The sequence below is a fragment of the Micromonospora parva genome, from assembly GCF_040649675.1.
Lineage (GTDB): Bacteria > Actinomycetota > Actinomycetes > Mycobacteriales > Micromonosporaceae > Micromonospora > Micromonospora parva.
Genome location: NZ_JBEZFX010000002.1, coordinates 39,818 through 59,818, shown reverse-complemented (window position 1 = coordinate 59,818; position 20,001 = coordinate 39,818). Strand labels below are relative to the sequence as shown.

At 72.4% G+C, this 20,001-nt stretch carries 16 protein-coding genes; 2 read left to right on the top strand and 14 right to left on the bottom strand.

The window, feature by feature from the left end; genetic code table 11:
• Positions 1-19: 19 nt before the first annotated feature.
• The 4 genes from AB0C03_RS05500 to AB0C03_RS05485 form a co-directional block, all read right to left on the bottom strand.
• Complete coding sequence (locus AB0C03_RS05500; protein WP_357634654.1) at positions 20-1,060, bottom strand: GDP-mannose 4,6-dehydratase; 1,041 nt, start codon at positions 1,058-1,060, stop codon at positions 20-22.
• Between the two features lie 220 nt (positions 1,061-1,280).
• Positions 1,281-2,501, bottom strand: coding sequence for a YeiH family protein (locus tag AB0C03_RS05495; protein WP_357634651.1), 1,221 nt, complete (start codon positions 2,499-2,501; stop codon positions 1,281-1,283).
• On the bottom strand, positions 2,501-2,647 hold the full coding sequence (locus tag AB0C03_RS05490; protein ID WP_334508459.1) for a hypothetical protein: 147 nt from the start codon (positions 2,645-2,647) through the stop codon (positions 2,501-2,503). The genes AB0C03_RS05495 and AB0C03_RS05490 overlap by 1 nt, the downstream gene beginning before the upstream one ends.
• Positions 2,648-2,915: 268 nt before the next feature.
• Positions 2,916-4,769 (bottom strand): pectate lyase-like domain-containing protein, encoded by a 1,854-nt coding sequence (locus AB0C03_RS05485; protein WP_357634647.1) that lies wholly within the window; start codon positions 4,767-4,769, stop codon positions 2,916-2,918.
• A gap of 206 nt (positions 4,770-4,975) precedes the next feature.
• On the opposite strand from AB0C03_RS05485, the gene AB0C03_RS05480 reads away from it, so the two are divergent.
• Positions 4,976-5,440 carry a hypothetical protein gene (locus AB0C03_RS05480; protein WP_030335409.1) on the top strand — a complete coding sequence of 155 codons (465 nt, stop codon included), beginning with the start codon at positions 4,976-4,978 and terminating at the stop codon, positions 5,438-5,440.
• A 115-nt stretch (positions 5,441-5,555) separates the two neighbouring features.
• On the opposite strand, the gene AB0C03_RS05475 is transcribed toward AB0C03_RS05480, so the two are convergent.
• Positions 5,556-5,828, bottom strand: coding sequence for a GlsB/YeaQ/YmgE family stress response membrane protein (locus AB0C03_RS05475; protein ID WP_030335408.1), 273 nt, complete (start codon positions 5,826-5,828; stop codon positions 5,556-5,558).
• A gap of 69 nt (positions 5,829-5,897) precedes the next feature.
• Positions 5,898-6,653, bottom strand: coding sequence for an alpha/beta fold hydrolase (locus tag AB0C03_RS05470; protein ID WP_051708735.1), 756 nt, complete (start codon positions 6,651-6,653; stop codon positions 5,898-5,900).
• Between the two features lie 111 nt (positions 6,654-6,764).
• Between AB0C03_RS05470 and AB0C03_RS05465 the strand changes: the two genes are divergently transcribed.
• Complete coding sequence (locus AB0C03_RS05465; RefSeq protein ID WP_357634642.1) at positions 6,765-9,803, top strand: AfsR/SARP family transcriptional regulator; 3,039 nt, start codon at positions 6,765-6,767, stop codon at positions 9,801-9,803.
• Positions 9,804-9,810: 7 nt separating this feature from the next.
• On the opposite strand, the gene AB0C03_RS05460 is transcribed toward AB0C03_RS05465, so the two are convergent.
• The 8 genes from AB0C03_RS05460 to AB0C03_RS05425 all read right to left on the bottom strand — a co-directional run bounded on the left by AB0C03_RS05460 (position 9,811) and on the right by AB0C03_RS05425 (position 19,961).
• Positions 9,811-10,359 carry a dihydrofolate reductase family protein gene (locus tag AB0C03_RS05460; RefSeq protein WP_030335403.1) on the bottom strand — a complete coding sequence of 183 codons (549 nt, stop codon included), beginning with the start codon at positions 10,357-10,359 and terminating at the stop codon, positions 9,811-9,813.
• Positions 10,360-10,492: 133 nt separating this feature from the next.
• Complete coding sequence (locus tag AB0C03_RS05455) at positions 10,493-11,047, bottom strand: hypothetical protein (RefSeq protein ID WP_357634637.1); 555 nt, start codon at positions 11,045-11,047, stop codon at positions 10,493-10,495.
• A 17-nt stretch (positions 11,048-11,064) separates the two neighbouring features.
• On the bottom strand, positions 11,065-12,903 hold the full coding sequence (locus tag AB0C03_RS05450) for a S9 family peptidase (RefSeq protein WP_357634634.1): 1,839 nt from the start codon (positions 12,901-12,903) through the stop codon (positions 11,065-11,067).
• Positions 12,904-14,682 carry an N-acetylglutaminylglutamine amidotransferase gene (locus tag AB0C03_RS05445; protein ID WP_357634631.1) on the bottom strand — a complete coding sequence of 593 codons (1,779 nt, stop codon included), beginning with the start codon at positions 14,680-14,682 and terminating at the stop codon, positions 12,904-12,906.
• A gap of 98 nt (positions 14,683-14,780) precedes the next feature.
• Positions 14,781-17,450, bottom strand: coding sequence for a glutamate--cysteine ligase (locus AB0C03_RS05440; RefSeq protein WP_357634628.1), 2,670 nt, complete (start codon positions 17,448-17,450; stop codon positions 14,781-14,783).
• A 239-nt stretch (positions 17,451-17,689) separates the two neighbouring features.
• Complete coding sequence (locus tag AB0C03_RS05435; protein WP_357634625.1) at positions 17,690-19,039, bottom strand: cellulase family glycosylhydrolase; 1,350 nt, start codon at positions 19,037-19,039, stop codon at positions 17,690-17,692.
• Positions 19,040-19,137: 98 nt separating this feature from the next.
• Complete coding sequence (locus AB0C03_RS05430) at positions 19,138-19,620, bottom strand: SRPBCC family protein (protein WP_357634622.1); 483 nt, start codon at positions 19,618-19,620, stop codon at positions 19,138-19,140.
• The gene (locus AB0C03_RS05425) at positions 19,617-19,961 is read right to left on the bottom strand and encodes an ArsR/SmtB family transcription factor (RefSeq protein ID WP_357634619.1); all 345 of its coding nucleotides are present in this window, start codon (positions 19,959-19,961) and stop codon (positions 19,617-19,619) included. The genes AB0C03_RS05430 and AB0C03_RS05425 overlap by 4 nt, the downstream gene beginning before the upstream one ends.
• Positions 19,962-20,001 lie beyond the last annotated feature (40 nt).

Genomic DNA, 20,001 nt, shown 5'->3' with positions numbered 1-20,001 from the left:
GGAAATATGCGCTGGGCTGTCAGCGACTGAGCGCCCACGCCGGGGACAGGATCTGGCTGCCGGTCTGGCGGCGGCGCGCTTCGCGCACCGTCATCCGGACGCCCTCGGTGAAGCCGACAGTGGGGTGCCAGCCGAGCAGCTCGCGCGCCCGGCGAGTGTCCAGCGCCATGTCGCGGACCTCGCCCGACCAGGGCAGCGGCTCGTAACGGGCCACCTCGTCGACGCCGAACGCCTCCCGGACGGTGTCGTACACCTCGTTGACGCTGGTCTGCCGCCCCGAGGCGATGTTGACAGTCCCCACTCCGCTGTGGTGACAGGCGAGCGCGATCGCCTCGGCGACATCGCCGACGTAGACGAAGTCCCGGGTCTGCGTACCGTCGCCGTGGATGACCGCCTGCCGGCCCCCGAGCAGCGCATCGACCATCAGGGACACCACACCGCAGTCGCCGCCCTCCTGCCGGGGCCCGTAGACATTTCCCAACACCATCGAGGTGTACGACAGGCCGTGCTGACGTCCGTACCAGTCGAGGTAGTGCACGCCGACGGCCTTGCTGACGCCGTACGGGCTCACCGGCGCGATCGGGTGGTCCTCGCGCACCGGCAACTCGTGCGCGGCGACGCTGCCGAAGATGTCGCTGCTGGTCGCGTTGACGATCAGCCGTACGCCGCTGCGGGCGCAGGCGTCCAGCACGTTGACGGTGCCGAACACGTTCACGTCGGCGTCGTACAGCGGTGAACGACGGGCGGTGGGAAGGCTCGGCTGCGCGGCGAGGTGCACCACCACGTCCGGCTGCCACTCGTGGATGACCTCGACACCCTCCGACGCGCGGATGTCACCGGAGATGACGTCCGCCTCGGTCAGCCCGCCGCACACGGCGTCGGCCAGGTTCTCGATCCGGCCGGTGGAGAAGTTGTCGAGCACCCGGACCTGGCTGCCCATCAGCATCAGCCGGGCGACCACGTGGCTGCCGATGAAGCCGGCGCCTCCGGTGACCAGCACGCGCCGGGGCACCAGGCCCGTCGGCGGATCGACACCGACGGCGGTGACGGGCAGGTCCATGAGGAACTCCTTGGAACGACGGAACGGTCGGCCCGCAGCTGCAACCGGCCGACCGTAACCCACCCAACAGCTACCAAACGGACACTCAGCCCAATGCCCTGCGTGGATACCCGTGATTCGGTCCCTAGAGGTCAGTTTTCACCCATTCAGCTGCACGTCACCGGTGTCGCTAGTAGTTTGCTCACGGGCTGTCGAGACGACCCCGCGGCGACCGCCCGCCTCATGCTGAGAAATTGCGGAACAGCAGGGACGCCAGGCCGAGCGCCAACGCGAGGTTGAACACCGTGGCGCTGGCGAACACCGCCACCGGTCGCCAACCCGCCTCCCGCAGCGACGCGACCCGGACCTCCAGACCGATGCTGACGAAGGCCAGGATCAGGAACCAGACGCGCAGGTCGTTCACGATGGCGATGGTGGCCTTCCCGTCCGCACCCGTCGCGTCGAGGTACCAGGTGGCGATGACCGAGGCCGCGATGAAGCCGAGGACGAACTTCGGGAACCGCGTCCACAGCTCACCGAGACCTGGTCGGGCCGCGCCGGGCCGTCGTTCCACCCGCAGTGTGAAGTACGCGGTGAGCGCGACCGCGACCACACCCATCAGGGCGTTCTGGGTGACCTTGACGATGCTGGCGATCTGGAGCGCCTCCTCACCGGCAAGCGCCCCGGCGGCGGTGACCGCGGCCGTGGTGTCGATGTTGCCACCGATCCAGGCACCGGCCACCGCGTCGGAGAGCCCGAACACATCGGCCAACCAGGGCAGGATGAAGATCGACGGCAGCGCGAAGACGATGACCAGACTCGCCGTGTAGGCCAACTGCTCGCGGCGCGCCCGCACCGCGCCGGCGGCGGCGATCGCCGCGCTGACCCCACAGATCGACACCGCCGACGCGAGCAGCGCCCGCAGCTTGTCGTCGAGGCCGAACCGGCCAGCCAACCACCAGGTGAAGAGGAAGACCCCGCTGATCAGCAGGATCGCCTGGGCGATCGCCGGGCCGGCGGCGCTGACGATGACCGCCAGGTTGATCGACGCCCCGAGCAGCACCAGACCGGTCTTGATGAAGAACTCGGTGCGGAACGCGGCGGCTATCCGGTCGCGCCACCCGAGCACTGTGACGGCGACGTTGCCGAGCAGGCCGAGCAGGATCGCGTAGACCGGGTACTCGATCGCCGCTCCGATGTCCTCGACGGCGGTGCCCTCGGCCCAGGCCGGGACGTTCTGCTCCAGAAAGCGGGTCAGCGCGGCGAGACCGACCACGATCAGCAGGCCGACTGCCGTCCAGGCCCAGAACGCCCCGTCACGCACCACACTGGTCGGACCGGCGGGGTCGACGGTGGTCGGCGACGTACTCGGCTCGGCCACGTCTTCGGCGGGTGCGTCGCTGGCCCGGGTGGCGTCGGGCGCGCCGGGCTCGCTGCCCGTGCGGGTCGCGTCGGCGGTCATCAGGGCACCAGCCCGGCGGGGATGGCACCGAGCAGGACCAGGGCGAGCAGTGCCAGCCCGAGGATTGTCGCGACCCAGTCCTCGTTGAACGCGAGCCGGGACTCCCCTGCGGTCTCCGGGTTGGGGGGTGACGGGTCGGTGGTCATGGCGTACCTCCATGGTGGTGAACCGATCCGGCGCTGCCGGATCGGTCGGACGTGCGGTGGCGTGCGTTCGGAGCCCAGCCGGTGCGCAGGGGTCACGAGTCGACGCGCGATCCGGCGGTGAGGAGTGGACCAACCGGCATTCACCTATTTTCCTACCGGGTCGATAGGAATTCAAGACCGTTGGCGCGGGTTCTCCACGCATCGCACCACCTACGGCGGTGCCGGAGCCGACGACCGGCTCCGGCACCGCCGCTACGCCCGATCCCCGCTACGGGGTGGGGTACTGGCTCAGGTAGACCGGGGCGCCGACACGGGTCATGTCGGCCGCGTCCCCGACGCCGTTGACCACGTGGTCGATCGTGCCGGCGCTGAGGTTGACGGTCATGATGTGGTGCAGCCGCACCCCCGGCCGGTTCGGCACCTCGAAGCCGTTCTCGGTGTGGATCGACGGGTTGTTCTGGTTGAAGACGTACACCCCGCCGCCGTACAGGGTGTGGTGACGCACCCGGTCACCGACCTTGTACCCGGCCCAGCCCTCGACCGGGCCGTCCATCCAGTCGGCCTGCGTCGGCGGGTCGTACGGCAGCTCGTTCTGGTAGAGGATCGTGGTGCCGTGCTCGCCGTTCCAGACCGTGTTGTACCGCTGGAAGTGCTCGACGAACAGCCCGGTAGCGGTCACGCGGTCGCCGTTGATGACGGCCCCGTAGCGACCGGTGTTGGTACGCCAGCGGTCGGTGTCACCGTTGACGCCCTCGGTGAAGCCCTCGACGCCGTGATCGCCGCGCCACACCCAGGTGTGGTCGATGAGCACGTTGTCGCTGTTGACCTCCAGCGCGGTGTTCGTCCGTCCGATGTGCGGACCGCCGACCCGGAAGTACACGTCGGAGAGCGTGGTCGGGTTGTGCGGGCTGCTCGGGTTGTGGCCGTGCTGGCGTCCGACCCGCAGCAGGACCGGCGACTCGACGGTGCCGGCGTCGATCGTGACACCGGCGACGATCACCCCGGGCACACCGGCCACGTCCAGCGGGATCGCGCCGTTCACGGCGGTGAGCGTGGCGTGCCCGATCCCGAGCACCACGGTGTCCGGACGCCGGACCTCGATGCTGCGCGCGATGTCGTACGTGCCGGGGGTGAGCAGCAGGTGCTTGCCCCGGGCCAGCTGGCTGTTGATGACCCGCACCGGGTCGGAGGGCTTGGCGATGAAGAAGTCGCCGATCCCGATGGTCCGCCCCGGCGTCATGCCGTCGGCCCAGGAGACGCCCCGGCTGTCCCGCTGGGCGGCGGGCACCCGCACCTGGTAGCGGCCCTTGCCGTCGACGAAGAGGTAGGGCTTCTCCCGGCTGAGCGGGGTGGTCTCCAGCGTGGTGTAGGGCGGGTCGGGGAAGCTGGCGTCGTCCGGCGCGCCCTCGACCCCGGCGAACACCTGGTTCCACACCGCGTTGGACCAGCCCGCGACCTCGCTGTTGCGGGTCAGCCACTGCTGCTGTGAGCCGTTGGTGGTGGCGGGCAGCCGCGAGTCGGCGATGAAGCCGCCGCTGGCGTACTGCGGACCGGCGGTGCAGTAGTCCATCAGCGACAGACCACCACCGCCGATGTTCAGCCGGCGCATCGACACCGCCTGGGACACCGCCCAGAAGTTCGCCGACGACCGGCAGTCGTCCTGGCCGGCCGCGTTGATGGTGAGCGAGAGGTTGGACAGGGTGCGCCAGAAGTTGACCAGCGCCAGGCAGTTGCCGGTGCCGCCGTCGGCCAGGCAACGGTTGTAGACCTCGAGTTTGCCGTTGATGGCGACGTCGGTGGGCGAGGCGCCCAGGCCGGACACCTCGGTGTAGTAGCCGACCTTGGCCTGCAGCGGTTGCGCGGCGGTGCCGTACGTGCCCGGCTTGAACAGGTAGGCGTGCCGCTCGGTGCCCATCTCGTTGTCGACCTGCCGGGCGTGCGCGGCGTCGAGGGTCTGCTGGATCTGGCCGACCGGCATGGACGGGTCGAAGATCGTCACGTTCGGGCCGAAGTCGGGTGCGCCGTGCGTGGGGCGGCCGGCGGTGGCGGCGGTGCTGGACATGGTGACGGCGGCGGTCACCAGCAGGGCAAGGGTGAGGGTACGTCGGGACGGGCTTGTCATGTGGTTCGTCCTCTCCGCTGACCGGACCGTCTCGTCCGGCGCAGCTGGGGCGGCGTGAGAGCGCTCTCTGACCACAGCGGCCGAGAACGGGTCGCGCGCCGAAGGGGTCGACATGTTTCTACCCGTTAATTCGGCCGGCCGCCATGACCGGGACGGCGAACTTCGCGCCGGGCGGAGGAGGATGACGGACGAACTGGGAGATGCCGATGCCGATCGACCCACTGCCCCACCTGGACGAACACACCACGTTCATCAACGCCGGGCCCGACCGGGTCTGGCCCCACCTGATCGACGTCGTGGAGAGGTCCTTCTCGCGGTTCGGCGCTAGCGGGTACGCCCGCCTGGTGCATGCCGCAGACCCCGTCACGTCCGGGCCCCGACCCCTCAGCGAGGGCTCGACACTGCCCGGATTCCACGTCGCCACCGCGATCCCCGGTCAGGAGCTGGCCCTGCGGGGCAGCCACCGGTTCTCGACGTACGCGCTGACCTTCCGCCTCGACGCCGACGGTCCGACCCGGTCACGGCTGCGCGCCGAGACACGCGCGGTCTTCCCCGGCCTGGCCGGCGGCCTGTACCGGCAGATCCTGCTGACCTCGGGCGGCCACGTGTTCGGCGTACGCCGCCTGCTAGCGGCGGTCCGCCGCCGATCCGAACAGGGATCCGTACGCTGACGAGAGGGGTTCGTGATCCCGACCGCACGGTCCACGTAGCTGGTCCAGTTCAGGGTCCGGACACGGCGAGGCCCGCCCTCCGGGGGAGGGCGGGCCGGCACGATGGTGCGAGAGGTCAGCGCACCCGACGGCGGCCGTAGGCACCGGCTGCGACAGCCACGCCGACAGCCGCGAAGGCGACCTGGATGACCAGCTCGATCCAGTCGATCCCACTGGTGTCGTCGACGCCGAAGACACCGGCAACGAGCGTGCCGAGGATCGCCGCGATCACACCGATGAGCAGCGTCAGCCAGATCGGGATGTTCTGCTTGCCGGGGACCACGAGCCGGCCCAGCGCGCCGATGATCAGACCGATGATGATGGCGGCGAAAAAGCCGGAAACTTCCACGGGGATTCGTCCTTCCAGAGGGATGTCGTCGACAGGTGATTGCCCCGAGCAACCGATTGCGAAACACCCCTACGCCTCCCCCAGGAACTCGTCGATCATCGGGGCCAGCCAGTCGGCGCGCTGCGGGATCGTGGTGTGGGTGGTGCCGGGCAGGATGGCCAGCCGGCAGGCCGGCAGGCCGGTCAGGTCGCCGGGCACCGCGCCGCCGAGCAGCCGGAACATGCGCACCGCGTGCTCGGGTTGGACGATGTCCGCGTCGCCCAGCACGATCATGGTGGGTGCGGCCAGCGCGCGGACCTGCTCGGGGGTCCACCGGGGCAGGTTCGCGTCCAGCACCTTCATCTTCGTGACCAGGGTGGCCCAGCCCGCCGGGTCCGGTGCGGTCCGCAGGTACTCCTCGTGGAACTCCGAGCCGTGCAGGTGCTCCGGTTGCAGGTCCTGGATCCCGTCGAGCAGCCCGGGGTGCAGGCCGTCCTCGTCGAAGCTCACCGAGGCGAGCACGAGGCGGCCCACCCGGTCGGCGTGGTGGGTGCCGAGGCGCAGCGCCACCGCCGCGCCCATGCTCCAGCCGAAAACGTCCGCCCGCCCGATGCCCAACCGGTCGAGCAACTCGACGACGTCGGCGGCGAAGTGCTCCACGGTCAGCGGACGGTCCACGTCGGGGGTGTGGCAGTGGGCCTGCAACTCGACGGCGATCACCCGCCGGGTCTTCGCCAGCGACGGCAGGATCGTGCCGAACGACGTACCGATGCCGGAGAGTGCGCCGTGGATCAGCACCAGCGGGCGACCCTCACCATTGCCATGCGCTTCGGAGTAGATGTCCATGCCCACACCGTGCGCCCGCGCGCTTACGGTCGACTTCAGGTCGCCTTACCGGTGTCGAAGCCCCTGCCCGGCCGGCGGCGGGCCCGGACGGCGCCCCGGCAAGGCCATAAGATGACCGCCGTGCAGTTCGGGGTGCTCGGGCCGCTCGCCGTGACCACCGACGCCGGCGAGCCGGTGGTGGTGCCCGGCACGAAGGTACGGGCGTTGCTGGCCGACCTGCTGGCCAACCGCAACCAGGTGGTCTCGGCGGACCGCCTCATCGACGACCTGTGGGGTGACGACTCCCCCGCCAACCCGGCCGGCGCCCTCCAGGTGCGGGTGTCGCAGCTGCGCAAGGCACTCAACGACGCCGAGCCGGGCGCCCGTGAGCTGGTCGAGTCCCGGCCACCCGGCTACCTGCTGCGGGCCGACGCCGTCGACGCGGACCGGTTCGTCGACCTGAGCCGCAGCACCGATGTCGAGCGGCTGACCGAGGCGCTGGCACTGTGGCGCGGCGAGGCGTACGCCGACGTGGCCGACGCCGCCTTCGCCAGTGCCGAGGCGGCCCGCCTCGCCGAGCAACGCCTCGTCGTGCAGGAGCGGTTGGCGCAGGCCCGGCTGGCCCGGGGCGAGCACGACCTGGTGGCCGCGGACCTGACCGAGCTGGTCGCCCGCCATCCGCTGCGCGAGGGTCTGCGGGCGGTGCAGCTGCGCGCGCTGTACGCGGCGGGCCGCCAGTCCGAGGCGTTGGACAGCTACGCCGACCTGCGCGAACGCCTCGCGGAGGAGTTGGGCCTCGACCCCGGCCCGGAGCTGGTCGCCCTACACCGCAGAATCCTCGAACAGGACGCCGGCCTCAGCGCCCCGCCCAAGGCGGCGATCATCCGGAACAGCCTGCCGGCCCAGCTCGACGAGTTGGTCGGTCGGGCCGAGGCGTTGGCCGAGCTGCGGGCGCTGCTGTCCCGGCAGCGGCTGGTCACGCTGGTCGGCCCGGGTGGCGTCGGCAAGACCCGCCTGGCCACCGAGACGGCCCGCGCGCAGTCCTTTCCGGACGGCGTCCAGCTGGTCGAGTTGGCGCCGCTGCCGGCCGGTGACGCCCGGGTCGCCGAACAGGTGCTCGGCGCGCTGGGCGGCTATGAGACCGCCGGCACGAGCCTGTCCCCCGCCGACCGGGTGGTCACCGCCCTGCGGCACCGGCAGCTGCTGCTCGTGCTGGACAACTGCGAACACGTCATCGAGCCGGTCGCCGAGCTGGTCGCCCGGCTGCTGCGCGACGTGCCCGGGGTGAGCGTGCTGGCCACCAGCCGGGAGCCACTCGGGCTGACCGGTGAGCAGCTCTGGGAGGTACCCCCGCTGCCCGTGCCGGACGACGGTGACCTGGACACGGTCCGGCGCTCGGCGGCGGCCCGGTTGTTCGCCGCCCGCGCCGCCGCGCAGCAGCGCGGTTTCCGCCTCGACGGGCAGAGCGCGGCGGCCGTGGCCCAGCTCTGCCGTCGCCTCGACGGCCTCCCGCTGGCGCTGGAACTGGCCGCGACCCGGGTACGCGCGCTGGGCGTGCGCGGCGTGGTGGACCGGCTCGACGACAGGTTCCGGCTGCTCACCACCGCGCAGCGGGATGTGCCACCCCGGCAGCGGACGCTCACCGCGGTGATCGCCTGGAGCTGGGACCTGCTGGACGAGCCCGACCGGATGGTGCTGACCCGACTGGCGGTGTTTCCGGACGGGTGCACCCCGCAGGCCGCCGAACACGTCTGCCGCACCGACCTGGACACCCTGGCTCGACTGGTGGACCGGTCGCTGGTGGTGCTCGACGACTCCGGCGCGGCCCCGCGCTACCGGCTGCTCGAATCGGTGGCCGCGTTCTGCCTGGAGCGCCTGAGCGACGCCGACGAGGTCCGCGCCCGGCACGCCGCCTACTACACCGAGCTGGCCGAGCGCGCCGACCCCGGGCTGCGCGGGGCCGAGCAGCGGCGCTGGCTGGCACAGTTGGACGCCGAGACGGCGAACCTGCGTGCCGCGCTGGGCCACGGTGGCGGGCTGCGGCTGGCCGTCGCACTGAGCTGGTACTGGTTTCTACGTGGCCGGCTCACCGAGGCACGGCGTGCCCTGTCGGTGCGCGGCGACCCGGCGCAGGAAGCCCGCGCGGCGGCCTGGCGGGTGGGCTTCGCGCTGCTGCGGGGCGACGCCGTCGCGCCGGCGCAGGTGCGCGCCGCGGTCGCCGGCGACCCGGACGGCCGGGGCGCCTGGTTCGCGGCCAACGCGGTGACCGACCACAGTGACCTGGCCCTGGCGGCGGAGCTGTTGCCCACCCCCGCCGACGCGTGGACCGAGGCCGCGGTGCTCACCACCCAGGCCAAGATCGCGCACGTGCTGGGCGACCAGGCGACGCTGGAGCGGGCGGCGACCCGCAGCGCCGCGCTCTTCGCCGACCTCGGCGACCGGTGGGGGCAGCTTCAGGCGACCGAGTGGGTGGGCGCGTTGGCGGAGATGCGCGGCGAGCACGACCGCGCCGCCGCACTGCACCGCGACGGGCTGCGCTGGGCCGAGCAGCTGGGGCTGTGGCCGCAGGTCGGCACCGAGCTGTCCTGGCTGGCGTGGCTGGCGGTGCAGACACGCGACTACCCGCAGGCCAGGGAGTTGGCCGAGCGCGCGTACCGGCTGGCGCAGGAGCACGACTCCCCCAGCGCGCTGGTCTTCGCGGAGCTGAGCCTCGGGCTGGCCGCCCGCCGAGACGGCAAACTCGACCTGGCCCTCACCCACCTCACCAACCTCGTCGAGCGGGGCCGGGCCGAGGCGCAGCCGGCGCTGTACCTGCCACCGGTCCTGGTCGAGCTGGGCCACGCGGTCGAGCAGGGTGGCGACCCGGACGCCGCGCTGGCCCTGCACGTCGAGGCGTTCGAGGTCGCCGAGGCGATGGCCGCGCCCCGCGACGCGAGCTACGCCCTGGAGGGGATGGCGTCGGCGGTGCGGGCCCCGGAGGCCGCCGCCCGGTTGCTCGGCGCGGCCGCCGCGGCGCGGCTCGCCACGCAGGCTCCGCCCGCCCCGGCCGAACGCGACGAGATCGAGCGGGTGACCGGTCGGGTGCGCGCCGCGCTCGGTCGGGAACGCTTCGACGCGCTGGTCGCCGAGGGCGCGAAGCTGAGCCCGGGCGAGGCCCGGGCTCAGCTCTGACCGGTGCTCAGCGCTTCGGCTGGTACGAGGCGACGATCACGCCGCTCTTGTGCACCCGGGTGTCGACCAGGTCGAACGACGCCTTGAAGTCGGTCAGCGGCACGGTCACGCTGGCGGCGCCCTCCAGCACGGGGTGGATCCAGAACCGGACCTCGTCCACCAGACCGGCCCGGATCAGCTGGGCGGTGACCGAGCCGAAGCCGTACTGGATGATGTTCCTGCCCTCCTGGGCCTTGAGCGCGGTGACCGCCGCGACCAGATCGCCCTGGAGCACCTCCGTGTTGTTCCAGGTGGGGTTGGTCAGGGTGGTGGAGGCGACGTACTTCTTGACGTTGTTGAAGTACGCCGCGCCCGTGGTCGGGTCGCTCTCGTCCATGTTCGGCCAGGCCACGGACATGCCGTCGTAGGTGGCCCGGCCCATCAGCATCGCGTCCGCCTCGTCGGTCTGCGCTCCGGCGAGGCTCATGGCCTCCTCGTCGAAGTACGGCCCGGTCCACATCGGGTTCTCGATGACGCCGTCGAGGGTGATGTAGGTCGAGTTGATGAGCTTGCGCATCGGAATCTCCTGGGTGTCGGTCGTGTTCTCCGGTGACACCCAGAACTCTGCCGGCGACCGCTTACGATTCGCTTCAGGTGCCCTTTCGCGGGCCCGGAAGCGGGCCTGACAGCGGGCCTGACAGCGGGCCCTTTCACGGACCCGACGGCGGGTCCGGAAGCGGGTCGGTCAGCGGGATCGGCAACGCCTGCGGGGTCACCGCGCCGCCGCCGGTCGAGTGGGCCGGGGCGGGACGGTCGCCGACGCGACTGTGCAGCCGTCCACGCCCGGCCGGCCCGGCGCGGCGGGTCACCTCGACAGTCACGATCCGCACCGGCGGTGGTGGCACGGCGAACCGCCCGACGCCCCACCGCACCCAGATCGGGATCCGGCCGGCGTCCGCCTCCGCGCGCAGCTTCTGCACGGTGCGGGCCCGGTCGGTGTGGTCGACCTCCACCACCACGGGCGGGCCGTCCGGGCGGGCGCACGCCACGTCGAGCACCGAGTGCCGCTGCTGAAGCGGCGGTGGCAACGGCAACACGCTGGGCGCGCGCCGGTAGACCCGCCAACCCTGGCCCTCGGCCCACCGCACCACCGCGTCGATCACCCGCGCGGTGACCTCGTCGGTGTCCAGGTCGACGAACGTCAGCTCGGCCAGCCAGCGGCCCAGGTCCGCGGCCAACCGCTCGCCCTGCGCCGCGACCTCCACCGGCGCAGGATAACGCCTCAGCCGAGCACGCTCGCGGTGGCGGCGAGGTGCCGGGTCAGCCAGGCGGCGGTGGCCGTCCGGGCCGCCTCGGCGTTGGCACGGCTCAGGAAGTCGTGCCCCTCACCGGCGAGCACCAGGTGCCCGTGCGGCACACCCCGGGCGGCGAGGGCCTCGGCGACCTGCGCCGACTCGCCCGCCGGCACGTTGGTGTCGTTGGCGCCGTGGATGAGCAGCACCGGCACGTCGAGCCGGTCGATGTGGGTCATCGGCGACAGGTCGCGCAGCAGGTCCGCGTCCCGCCGCGGGTCGCCGTACTTGCTGACGGCGGCGGCGGCGATCCACGGCTCGGTGCCGGCGAAGAAGGTGTGGAAGTCGGAGATGCCGCACTCGGCGACCCCAGCGGCGAACAACCCGGGGAAGTTCACCAGAGCCGCCAGGACCAGATAACCGCCGTAGGAGCGGCCCAGGCAGCCGAGCTGACCGGGCCGGGCGACACCGGCGTCGACGAGGAATTCGGCGCAGGCCGCCACGTCGGCGATCGCCCCGTAGCGGCCGGCGAGGTTGTCGGCGGCGACGAAGGAACGGCCGAACCCGGACGAGCCGCGCACGTTGGGCGCGAACACCGCGACGCCCTGCGCCACCAGGGCCTGGAACAGCGGGTGGTAACCGGGACGCTCCTGCGCCTCCGGGCCACCGTGCAGGCTGATCGCGGTGGGCCAGGGACCTGGCCCGGCCGGGCGGTAGAGCCAGCCGGAGAGCGGCAACCCGTCGCGGGCCCGCAGGTCGACAAGGTACGGCGCGACACCGGCGTCGTCCGTACGCGCGGCGGTGTCCGACCGCAGCGGGCGCGACGCCCCGGTCGACGGGTCGACCAGCCACACCTCGCGGGGCCGCACCGGCCCCTGCGCGGTGAGGCAGAGCAGGCCGCCGTCGGCGGCGAAGACGGCGTCGCCGAGCACCTCGCCGGGGGCGGCGACGGCCCGCTGCACCCCGCTGGTGAAGTCGAGCAGGCTCAGCTCGCTGCGCCCGCCGTAGGTGTTCCACAACAACGCGCCGCGCTGCCCGTCCGCGCTCGGCGTGACGTGTTCCAGTTCGGCGTCCGGCCGACCGGCGAGCCGGGTCGGCGGTTGCTCCGGTCGGGTCAGGTCGACCCGCACCAGCGCGGCCAGTTCCGAGTACGCGTCGGTGCGGGCCAGCACGCTCGTGCCGTCCGGGCCGAACCACCCCTGGTCGGTGCTGCCCCGTCCGCTGTCGGGCAGCAGCCGCCGGCGAACCCCGGTGGCCACGTCGAGCAGCTCCAGCCAGCGGGCGTTGCGCGGGCCGCGACGCAGCAGGGCCGCCCCGCCGTCCGCCGTGACGTCCAGGAGGGTGAGCAGCTCACCCTCGGCGAGCACCCGCCGGTGTCCGGTGGCCGCGTCGACCAGCAGGGCCCGCCCGTGCGCGTCGGTCTCGGTTACCGCCATCAGCGCGCCGCCGGGCAACCAGCCGGCCAGTGTGGCGCTACGCCGGCCGAACCCGGCGACCTGGCGGCGTCGCGTGCCGTCCGGGCGCAGCACCCACAGCTCGGTGCGGGGCGCACCGCCGGGGGCGACGACGCAGGCCAGCCACTGCCCGTCCGGGGACCAGCTCAGCGCGAGCACCGGCTCGTCGCCGACGGGCAGCGCGACGGGCGTGCCCGCGTCCACCTCGCAGACCCAGACGCCGGGCGTACCTGCCCGGTCGGAGAGGAACGCCACCCGGCGACCGTCCGGCGACGGCGCGGGGGCGAAGTCCGCACCCACCGGCGGCGACACCGGACGGGGGATCGCGGGTCGGGCCCGCCGGGCGGTGCGTGGCGCCTCGGTCCGTACGCTCATCTAAACCCCGATCCGCTGCAACCAGAGCTCCAGCAGCCCGAGCTGCCAGAGCGCGTTGGAGCCCAGCGTGGTCCGCCGGGCGTTCGGCGCGTCCAGCAACTCCTCCAGGTAGTCCTTGCGGAACAGGCCCCGCTCGCGCGCCGGTCGGGCGGTCAGCGCGTCCCGCACGTCGTCGAGCAGCGGGCCGGCGAGGTGCCGGATGGCGGGCACCGGGAAGTAACCCTTGGGCCGGTCGATCACCTCGTCCGGGACGATGCCCCGGCTCGCCGCCTTCAGCACACCCTTGCCGCCCTGCGCGAGCTTCATCGCCGGTGGGCAGGCGGCGGCCAGCTCGACCACCTCGTGGTCGAGGAACGGCACCCGGGCCTCCAACCCCCACGCCATCGTCATGTTGTCGACCCGTTTCACCGGGTCGTCGACCAGCATCACCAGGCTGTCCAACCGCAGCGCCGCGTCCAGCGCGGTGTCCGCGCCGGGCGCGCCGAAGTGCGCGGCGACGAACTCCAGGCTGGCGTCGCGGTCGAGCATCCACTCGGGCGCCAGGTGCCCGCCGAGCGCGTCGTGGCGACGATCGAAGAACACCCGGGCGTACGCCTCGACGGCGTCCGCGCGGGCCACGTTGGCCATCGGCGGGTACCAGTCGTAGCCGGCCAGGATCTCGTCCGCGCCCTGCCCGGACTGCACCACGGTGATCCGCTGCGAGACCTCCTCGGAGAGCAGGTGGAACGCCACGCAGTCGTGGCTGACCATCGGCTCGCTCATCGCCGCGATGGCCTGGTGCACGGCGGGGACGAAGCGCTGCGCGCCGATGCGGATCTGCTGGTGGTCGGTGTGGAAGTGGCGGGCCACCAGGTCGGAGTAGTGGAACTCGTCGCCGCTCTCCCCCGCCGCCGCCTCGAAGCCGATGCTGAAGGTGGCCAGGCCGCTCTGGCCCTGCTCGGCCAGCAGGGCGACGATCAGGCTGGAGTCGAGACCGCCGGAGAGCAGCACGCCGACCGGCACGTCGGCGACCATCCGCCGACGTACGGCGGTGCGCAGCGCGGCCATGAGCCGCTCCTGCCACTCGTCGGCGGACATGGCGGGGGCGGCGGCCCGGTTGAACTCCGGCCGCCAGTAGGTGGTGTCGGTGCTCCGACCGTCCGCGGTGATCACCCGCACGGTGGCCGGCGGCAGCTTGCGGACCCCGGTGAGGATCGTGCGGGGCGGCGGCACCACCGAGTGGAAGCTCATGTAGTGGTGCAGCGCCACCGGGTCGAGGTCGGTGTCGACGTCACCGGCGGCGAGCAACGCCGGCAGCGTCGAGGCGAAGCGCACCCGGCCCGGCCCCTCGGCCAGGTAGAGCGGCTTGATGCCGAGCCGGTCCCGGGCCAGCACCACCGTGTGCGTGGCCATCTCGACCAGGGCGAACGCGAACATCCCGTAGAACCGTTCGACGCAGGCGGTCCCCCACCTGTGGTACGCCTTGAGGATCACCTCGGTGTCCGAGGTGGACCGGAAGGCGTAACCGGCGGCGGTCAGCTCGTCGCGCAAATCCCGGTAGTTGTAGATGCAGCCGTTGAAGACGGTCGCCAGACCCAGCTCCAGGTCGACCATCGGCTGCGCCCCCGCGTCGGACAGGTCGATGATGCGCAGCCGGCGATGCACCAGGGCCACCGGTCCGTGCTGCCACCGCCCCTCGCCGTCCGGTCCCCGGGAGGCCAGCGCGGGGAGCATCCGCTCGACGGCCGCCAGGTCCGGTGGTGACCCGTCGAGGCGGAGTTCGCCGCCGATACCGCACATTCGCACGCACCTCTCATCGGCTGGACCCGCTGGGCCGCTGACCGGTCCAGGCTTGGCGGGCCGGGTTGCGTCCCGATGACGGGTCAGTCAAGCGTGGGTTACACCGGCGGTTCGTCGGCTCCACCGAGCAGCCAGGTGTCCTTCGAGCCGCCACCCCGCGACGAGTTGACGATCATGCTGCCGGCCGGCGCCACCCGGGTCAGCGCCACCGGCGCCACCTCGGCGGTGTCACCGAGGAACACGAACGCCCGCAGGTCGACGTGGCGGGGAGCCAGCGCCGTGCCGTCGAAGACCGGGTGGGTGGTCAGCGCGACCACCTCCTGGGCGATCCACCGGTGCGGGGCCGCGAGGATCTGCTCCCGGACCGCGTCCAACTCCTCGGCCTCGGCCCGGGGGCCGATCACCACCCGGTCACCGCCGTACCCGTCGACCGGCTTGAGCACCAGCTGGTCGAGCCGGCCCAGCACCTCGGCCCGCTGCTCGGGCAGCCCACACAGGTACGTGGGCACGTCTCCCAGCAACGGCTTCTCGCCCAGGTAGTACTCGATCAGCCGGGGAACGTAGGCGTACAACGCCTTGTCGTCGGCGACGCCGTTGCCCAGCGCGTTGGCCAGCGTGAGCCGCCCGGCGTGCACCGCGGCGAGCAGCGGCCACCCCAACGGCACCCCGTCCGCGCCCGGGGCGTGCAGCAGCGCCTCCTCGTCCATCCGCAGGTAGATCACGTCCACCTCGCGGCGGCAGCCCTCCCGGACCAGCCGGACCCGGCCCTCCTCCACCAGCAGGTCGCTGGTCTCGGTCAGCGGAACCCCCATCTCGTCGGCGAGCAGCCGGTGCTCGAACCACGCCGGGTCACCCGGGCCGCCGCTGAGCACCACCACGGCGGGGTCGTCGGTCGTGGCGGGCGCGGCGGCGACCAACGCCCGGTACAGCATCGCCGGCGTCTCGTCGGCGGGCAGCAGATCCTCCGGTACCGGCAGTTCCGGCAGCACCGCCCGGGTGAGCCGACGGTTCTGCACCGCGTAGCCGATCCCGGAGGGCACCCGCAGGTTGTCCTCCAGCACGTACCAGCCGCCGTCCGGGTCGCGGACCAGGTCGGTGCCGGACACCTGGGCGCGGGTGCCCCGCCGGCCCATCAGCGCCCCGGTCGGGCGCAGCCCGGGTGACGACTCCACCACCCACGCCGGCACCACGCCGTCGGCCACCACCGTCCGGTCGGCGTAGACGTCGCGCAGGAACGCGTCGAGGGCGCGGGCGCGTTGCACCAGGCCGGTACGCAGGGTCCGCCAGTCGGCGGCGGGCACCACCCGGGGCACCAGGTCCACCGGGAAGAGCCGGGTGCTCGCCTCACCGGCCACGCTGAACGTCACCCCCCGGGCCCGCTGCTCCTCGTCCCGGTCGTGCTCGCGTTGACGCAGGACGCCGGCACCGAGCTGACGCAGGGCCGCGAGCATCGGGGCGTACGCCGGTTGCGGTCCGGCCGGTCCGAATACCTCGTCGCCGGCGTCGGCGTACGTGGGCAGCGCCGGTGGTGTCGACGCACCCGGCAGCGGCCCTCGGACCCGACCCCGGGTCTCGTCGAGCAGCAGGTCGACCACGTCGGCCAACCGGCCACGCCGCTCGTACGCCCGCCGCTGCCGTGCGGCGGAGCTGCCGTGCTCCAGCGCGTACCGGGTCAGCTCGCGGACCTGCTCCCAGTCACCGGTCGCCTCCAGTTGCGGGCGCAGGTCGGTCACCAGCCGGCGGACCGCCTGGGCGGCCGGCACCGGCCGGGCCGAGCGGGGCAGGTCGAGCAGGTCACCTTCCAGGCCGGAGCGGGCCGCCCGCCACACGGCCGCCCGCAGCACCGGTGGTCGCACGGCGGTGCGCTCCACCCCGGCGCGCAGGGCGGCGACCTCCCGCCGGACGAGCGCCCGGAACAGGCCGGCGAGCAGGACGATGGTCTCCACGTCGGCGTTGGCGTCGGTGATCCGCAGCTCCACTGTGGGCACGTGCGCCGACGGCCGGACGTCGAAATAGATCATGGCGGGGTCGGTGATGGTCTCGGAGGCGATCAGTTCGGCGACCAGCGCCTCGTGGTCGGCGGCGCTGGTCACCTCGCCCGGGTCACCGGCGGTGGGCCAGCGTTGCCAGACCAGCGACCGGACGCTGGCGTAGCCGCTGTCCTGACCCATCCAGTACGGCGAGCTGGTGGAGAGGGCGAGCAGCACCGGCAGCCACGGCTGGACCCGGCGGGTGACCGCCACCGCCAGGTCCCGGTCGGCGACGCCGACGTGCACCTGCGCCCCGCAGATCAGCTGCTCCCGGGCGAGCATCTGGTACTCGTCGAGCATCCGCCGGTAGCGGGAGGTGGGTGTGACGCTGGGGTCACCGTCGGCCCGCAACGGCACCGTACCGGCCGCCACGATGCCCAGCCCGGCCCGGTCGGCGACCTGGACCGCGCTGTGCCGCAGCCCGGTCAGCTCGGCGCGGATCTCGTCGAGGGTGCGGCAGACCGCGGTGTTGGTCTCCACCACGCTGCGGTGCAGCTCGGCGGTGAACGAGGCCGCCGGCAACCGGTCGAGCAGCTCGCCGGCGCGGGGCACCAACTCCCGGGTGTGCAGGTCGACGACGTGGAACTCCTCCTCCACCCCGATCGTGGCCAGGTCAGCCGGGTCGCCGTCGTCGAGCGACAGGGCCCGGTTGGTGCGCGGCGTGGGCGCTGGCCGGCCATTGCCGGACCGGCCCACCGGCCCGTCGTACGTCGGCACGTTCGTGGTGTTGTCGGCCATGGTCACCCCGGTTCGCGTGTCGGTGGTGTCGACTGTCCGACGAGCGTTCCCAGGGTTGGTACCGGGGGCGTTTCCGGCGCGTTAAGGTGACCCGCCGTTCTGTCCATCCGCCGGCACGGCGATCGATCCGCGCGCTGCTGCCTGATCGACACGGGCATGGCGATGTCGGGGTATCCCGTCGATCCGGATACCCCGACATCAGTGAACTCGTGTCGATCATGGCCTGGGAGCGGCCGGGGTCACCTCATGTTCGCCACTACGAACGGCGCGTGGCCGTGCAGGTAGTTGGTCCACCCGCCGGTCACCGGCGCGCCCGGGCTGAGCAGGTTGGTGGTGTCGGTGCCGACGTCGAGCTTCCAGGCCGTCCAGGAGATGCCGTTCGCCTTCATCCAGTCGATCCAGGACTGCGCCTCGGGCAGGCAGGCCCGGCCGTCGAGGCCGCCGTCGGCGTTGCTGGCGCCCCACTCCGTGACGAACAGCGCCAGACCCGCGCGGATCGCGGCGTCCCCCTTGGCCCGCAGCGACGACCCGTGCGTGCAGGAGTAGAAGTGCAGCGTGTACATCAGGTTGGTGCCGGCGACCGGGCTGGCCGCCGCGACGTCGACGTCCTGTGACCAGGTCGGGGTGCCGAGCACGATGATGTTGTCCGGGTCGGCGGCGCGGATCGCGGACACCACCGCCTGGTGGTACGGCTTGATGACGGTGGTCCAGCTGACCTGGAGCGGCTCGTTGTAGGGCTCCCAGATGACGTTGGGCAGGTTGCCGTACCGGCGGGCCAGGTCGCCGAAGAACGCCACCGCCTGGGACTGGTTGTTCTGTGCCTCGTGCGCGTGCCAGTCGACGATCACGTACACCCCGGCGGTGACCGCGTTGTTGATGATGGTCTCCACCTGTGCGCGCGCCTTGGCCGGGTCGCTGAGGTACGCCCCCGCCGGCTCCACCCCCATCGCCGCGCGGATCACCTGGAGGTTCCAGTTGTCGCGCATCCAGCGCAGCGCGGAGAGGTTCTCGGCGTACGGGGCGGTCTCCCAGTTGAGCCACATGCTGCTGATGCCGCGCAACTGCACCCGGGCGCCGGACTTGTCGCACATCGTGGTGCCGCAGACCCGCAGCTGCCCGTGCCGCTCGACGGGCGTGCCGGTGGTGGGCGGCGGGGTGGTCGGGGGTGGCGTGGTCGGCGGCGTGGTCGGGGGTGGGCCGCCGGCGCAGCCGGCGCCGTTCACCGTGCAGTTGACCGGGGTGCCGGTGCCGTTGACGAGGAAGCCGAACGAGGTCGAGGCGCCAGCGGCGAGGTTGCCGTTCCAGGACACGTTGGCGAAGGTGTAGTGACTGCCCGAGGTGGTCTGCTGCGCGTTCCACGACTGGGTGATGGTCGAGGAGGACGGCAGGTCGAACTCGACCCGCCAACTGCTGATCGGCGCGGAGGTGTCGTTGGTGACGGTGACCTGCCCCTGGTAGCCGTTGCCCCAGTTGTTCGTCACGGAGAACACGGCGGTCGCCGCGCTGGCCGGTGTGGCGGCGACCACCGCCGCCCCACCGGCGAGCAGGCCGGCGACGGCCAGGGTCGTGACAAGTCTCAGTGTGCGCATGCGGAACCCGCTTCGGATCGACGATGGTGGCCTGAGGCGGGGCGGCGCCTCCGCCGACAATATCGATCAACGCCGATGCAGGCAAGCGGAGCCGCTGCTCAGAGGGTCCTGGCGAGCTCGACGAGCTGGTCCAGCGCCGCACCCCAGCCCTCGTGGAAGCCCATCTCCTCGTGCGACTTCTTCGCCGACGCGTCGGCGTGGATCGCGGTGGCGGTGTACTTCGTGCCGGCGCCGTCCGGCTCGATCTGGATCACTGCGGTGAACGGGAAGCCGTCGGTGGTGACGACCGGGCGGAACCCGCCGCCCATGGCGGAGGTGAAGACCAGCGTCGAGCCCTCGTCGGCCACCAGGATGCAGCCGCTGCTCGGGAACTCCTGGCCCTCAGGCGAGCGCATGGTGGTGTCGAACCGGCCGCCGGGCCGCAGGTCGATCTCGCAGGCGACGGTCGACCAGGGTTTCGGGCTGAACCACCGCATCAGCAGCTCGGGCGTGGTCCAGGCCCGCCAGACCAGTTCGGGGGCCACGTCGACGCGGCGTTCCAGGACGAGATCGAGGTCGGGGTTCACCGGGTAGTCGGTCATCGCTGTTGCTCCTTCAGGTCGTAGAGAACCGAGTCGAGTTGGTCGAGGCGTCGGGTCCACCGGGCGCGTTGCGCGGCGAGCCAGGTGTCGAGGCGTTCGAGCGACTGAGGCGCGAGCCGGTAGGTGCGCACCCGGCCCCGCTTCTCCGACGTCACCAGGCCGGAGCGCTCAAGGACGTGCAGGTGCTGGGTGAACGACGGCAGCGCCATGTCGAACGGGCGGGCCAGCTCGCTGGTCGTGGCCGGACCCGCCGCGAGGCGCTCCACGACCTGGCGGCGGGTGGGGTCGGACAGCGCGTGGAGCACGCCGTCGAGCGCGTCGCCCCCCACATGCTTAGCCATACGCCTAACTATTCCATCGGGCTGACACTGAGGTCAAGCA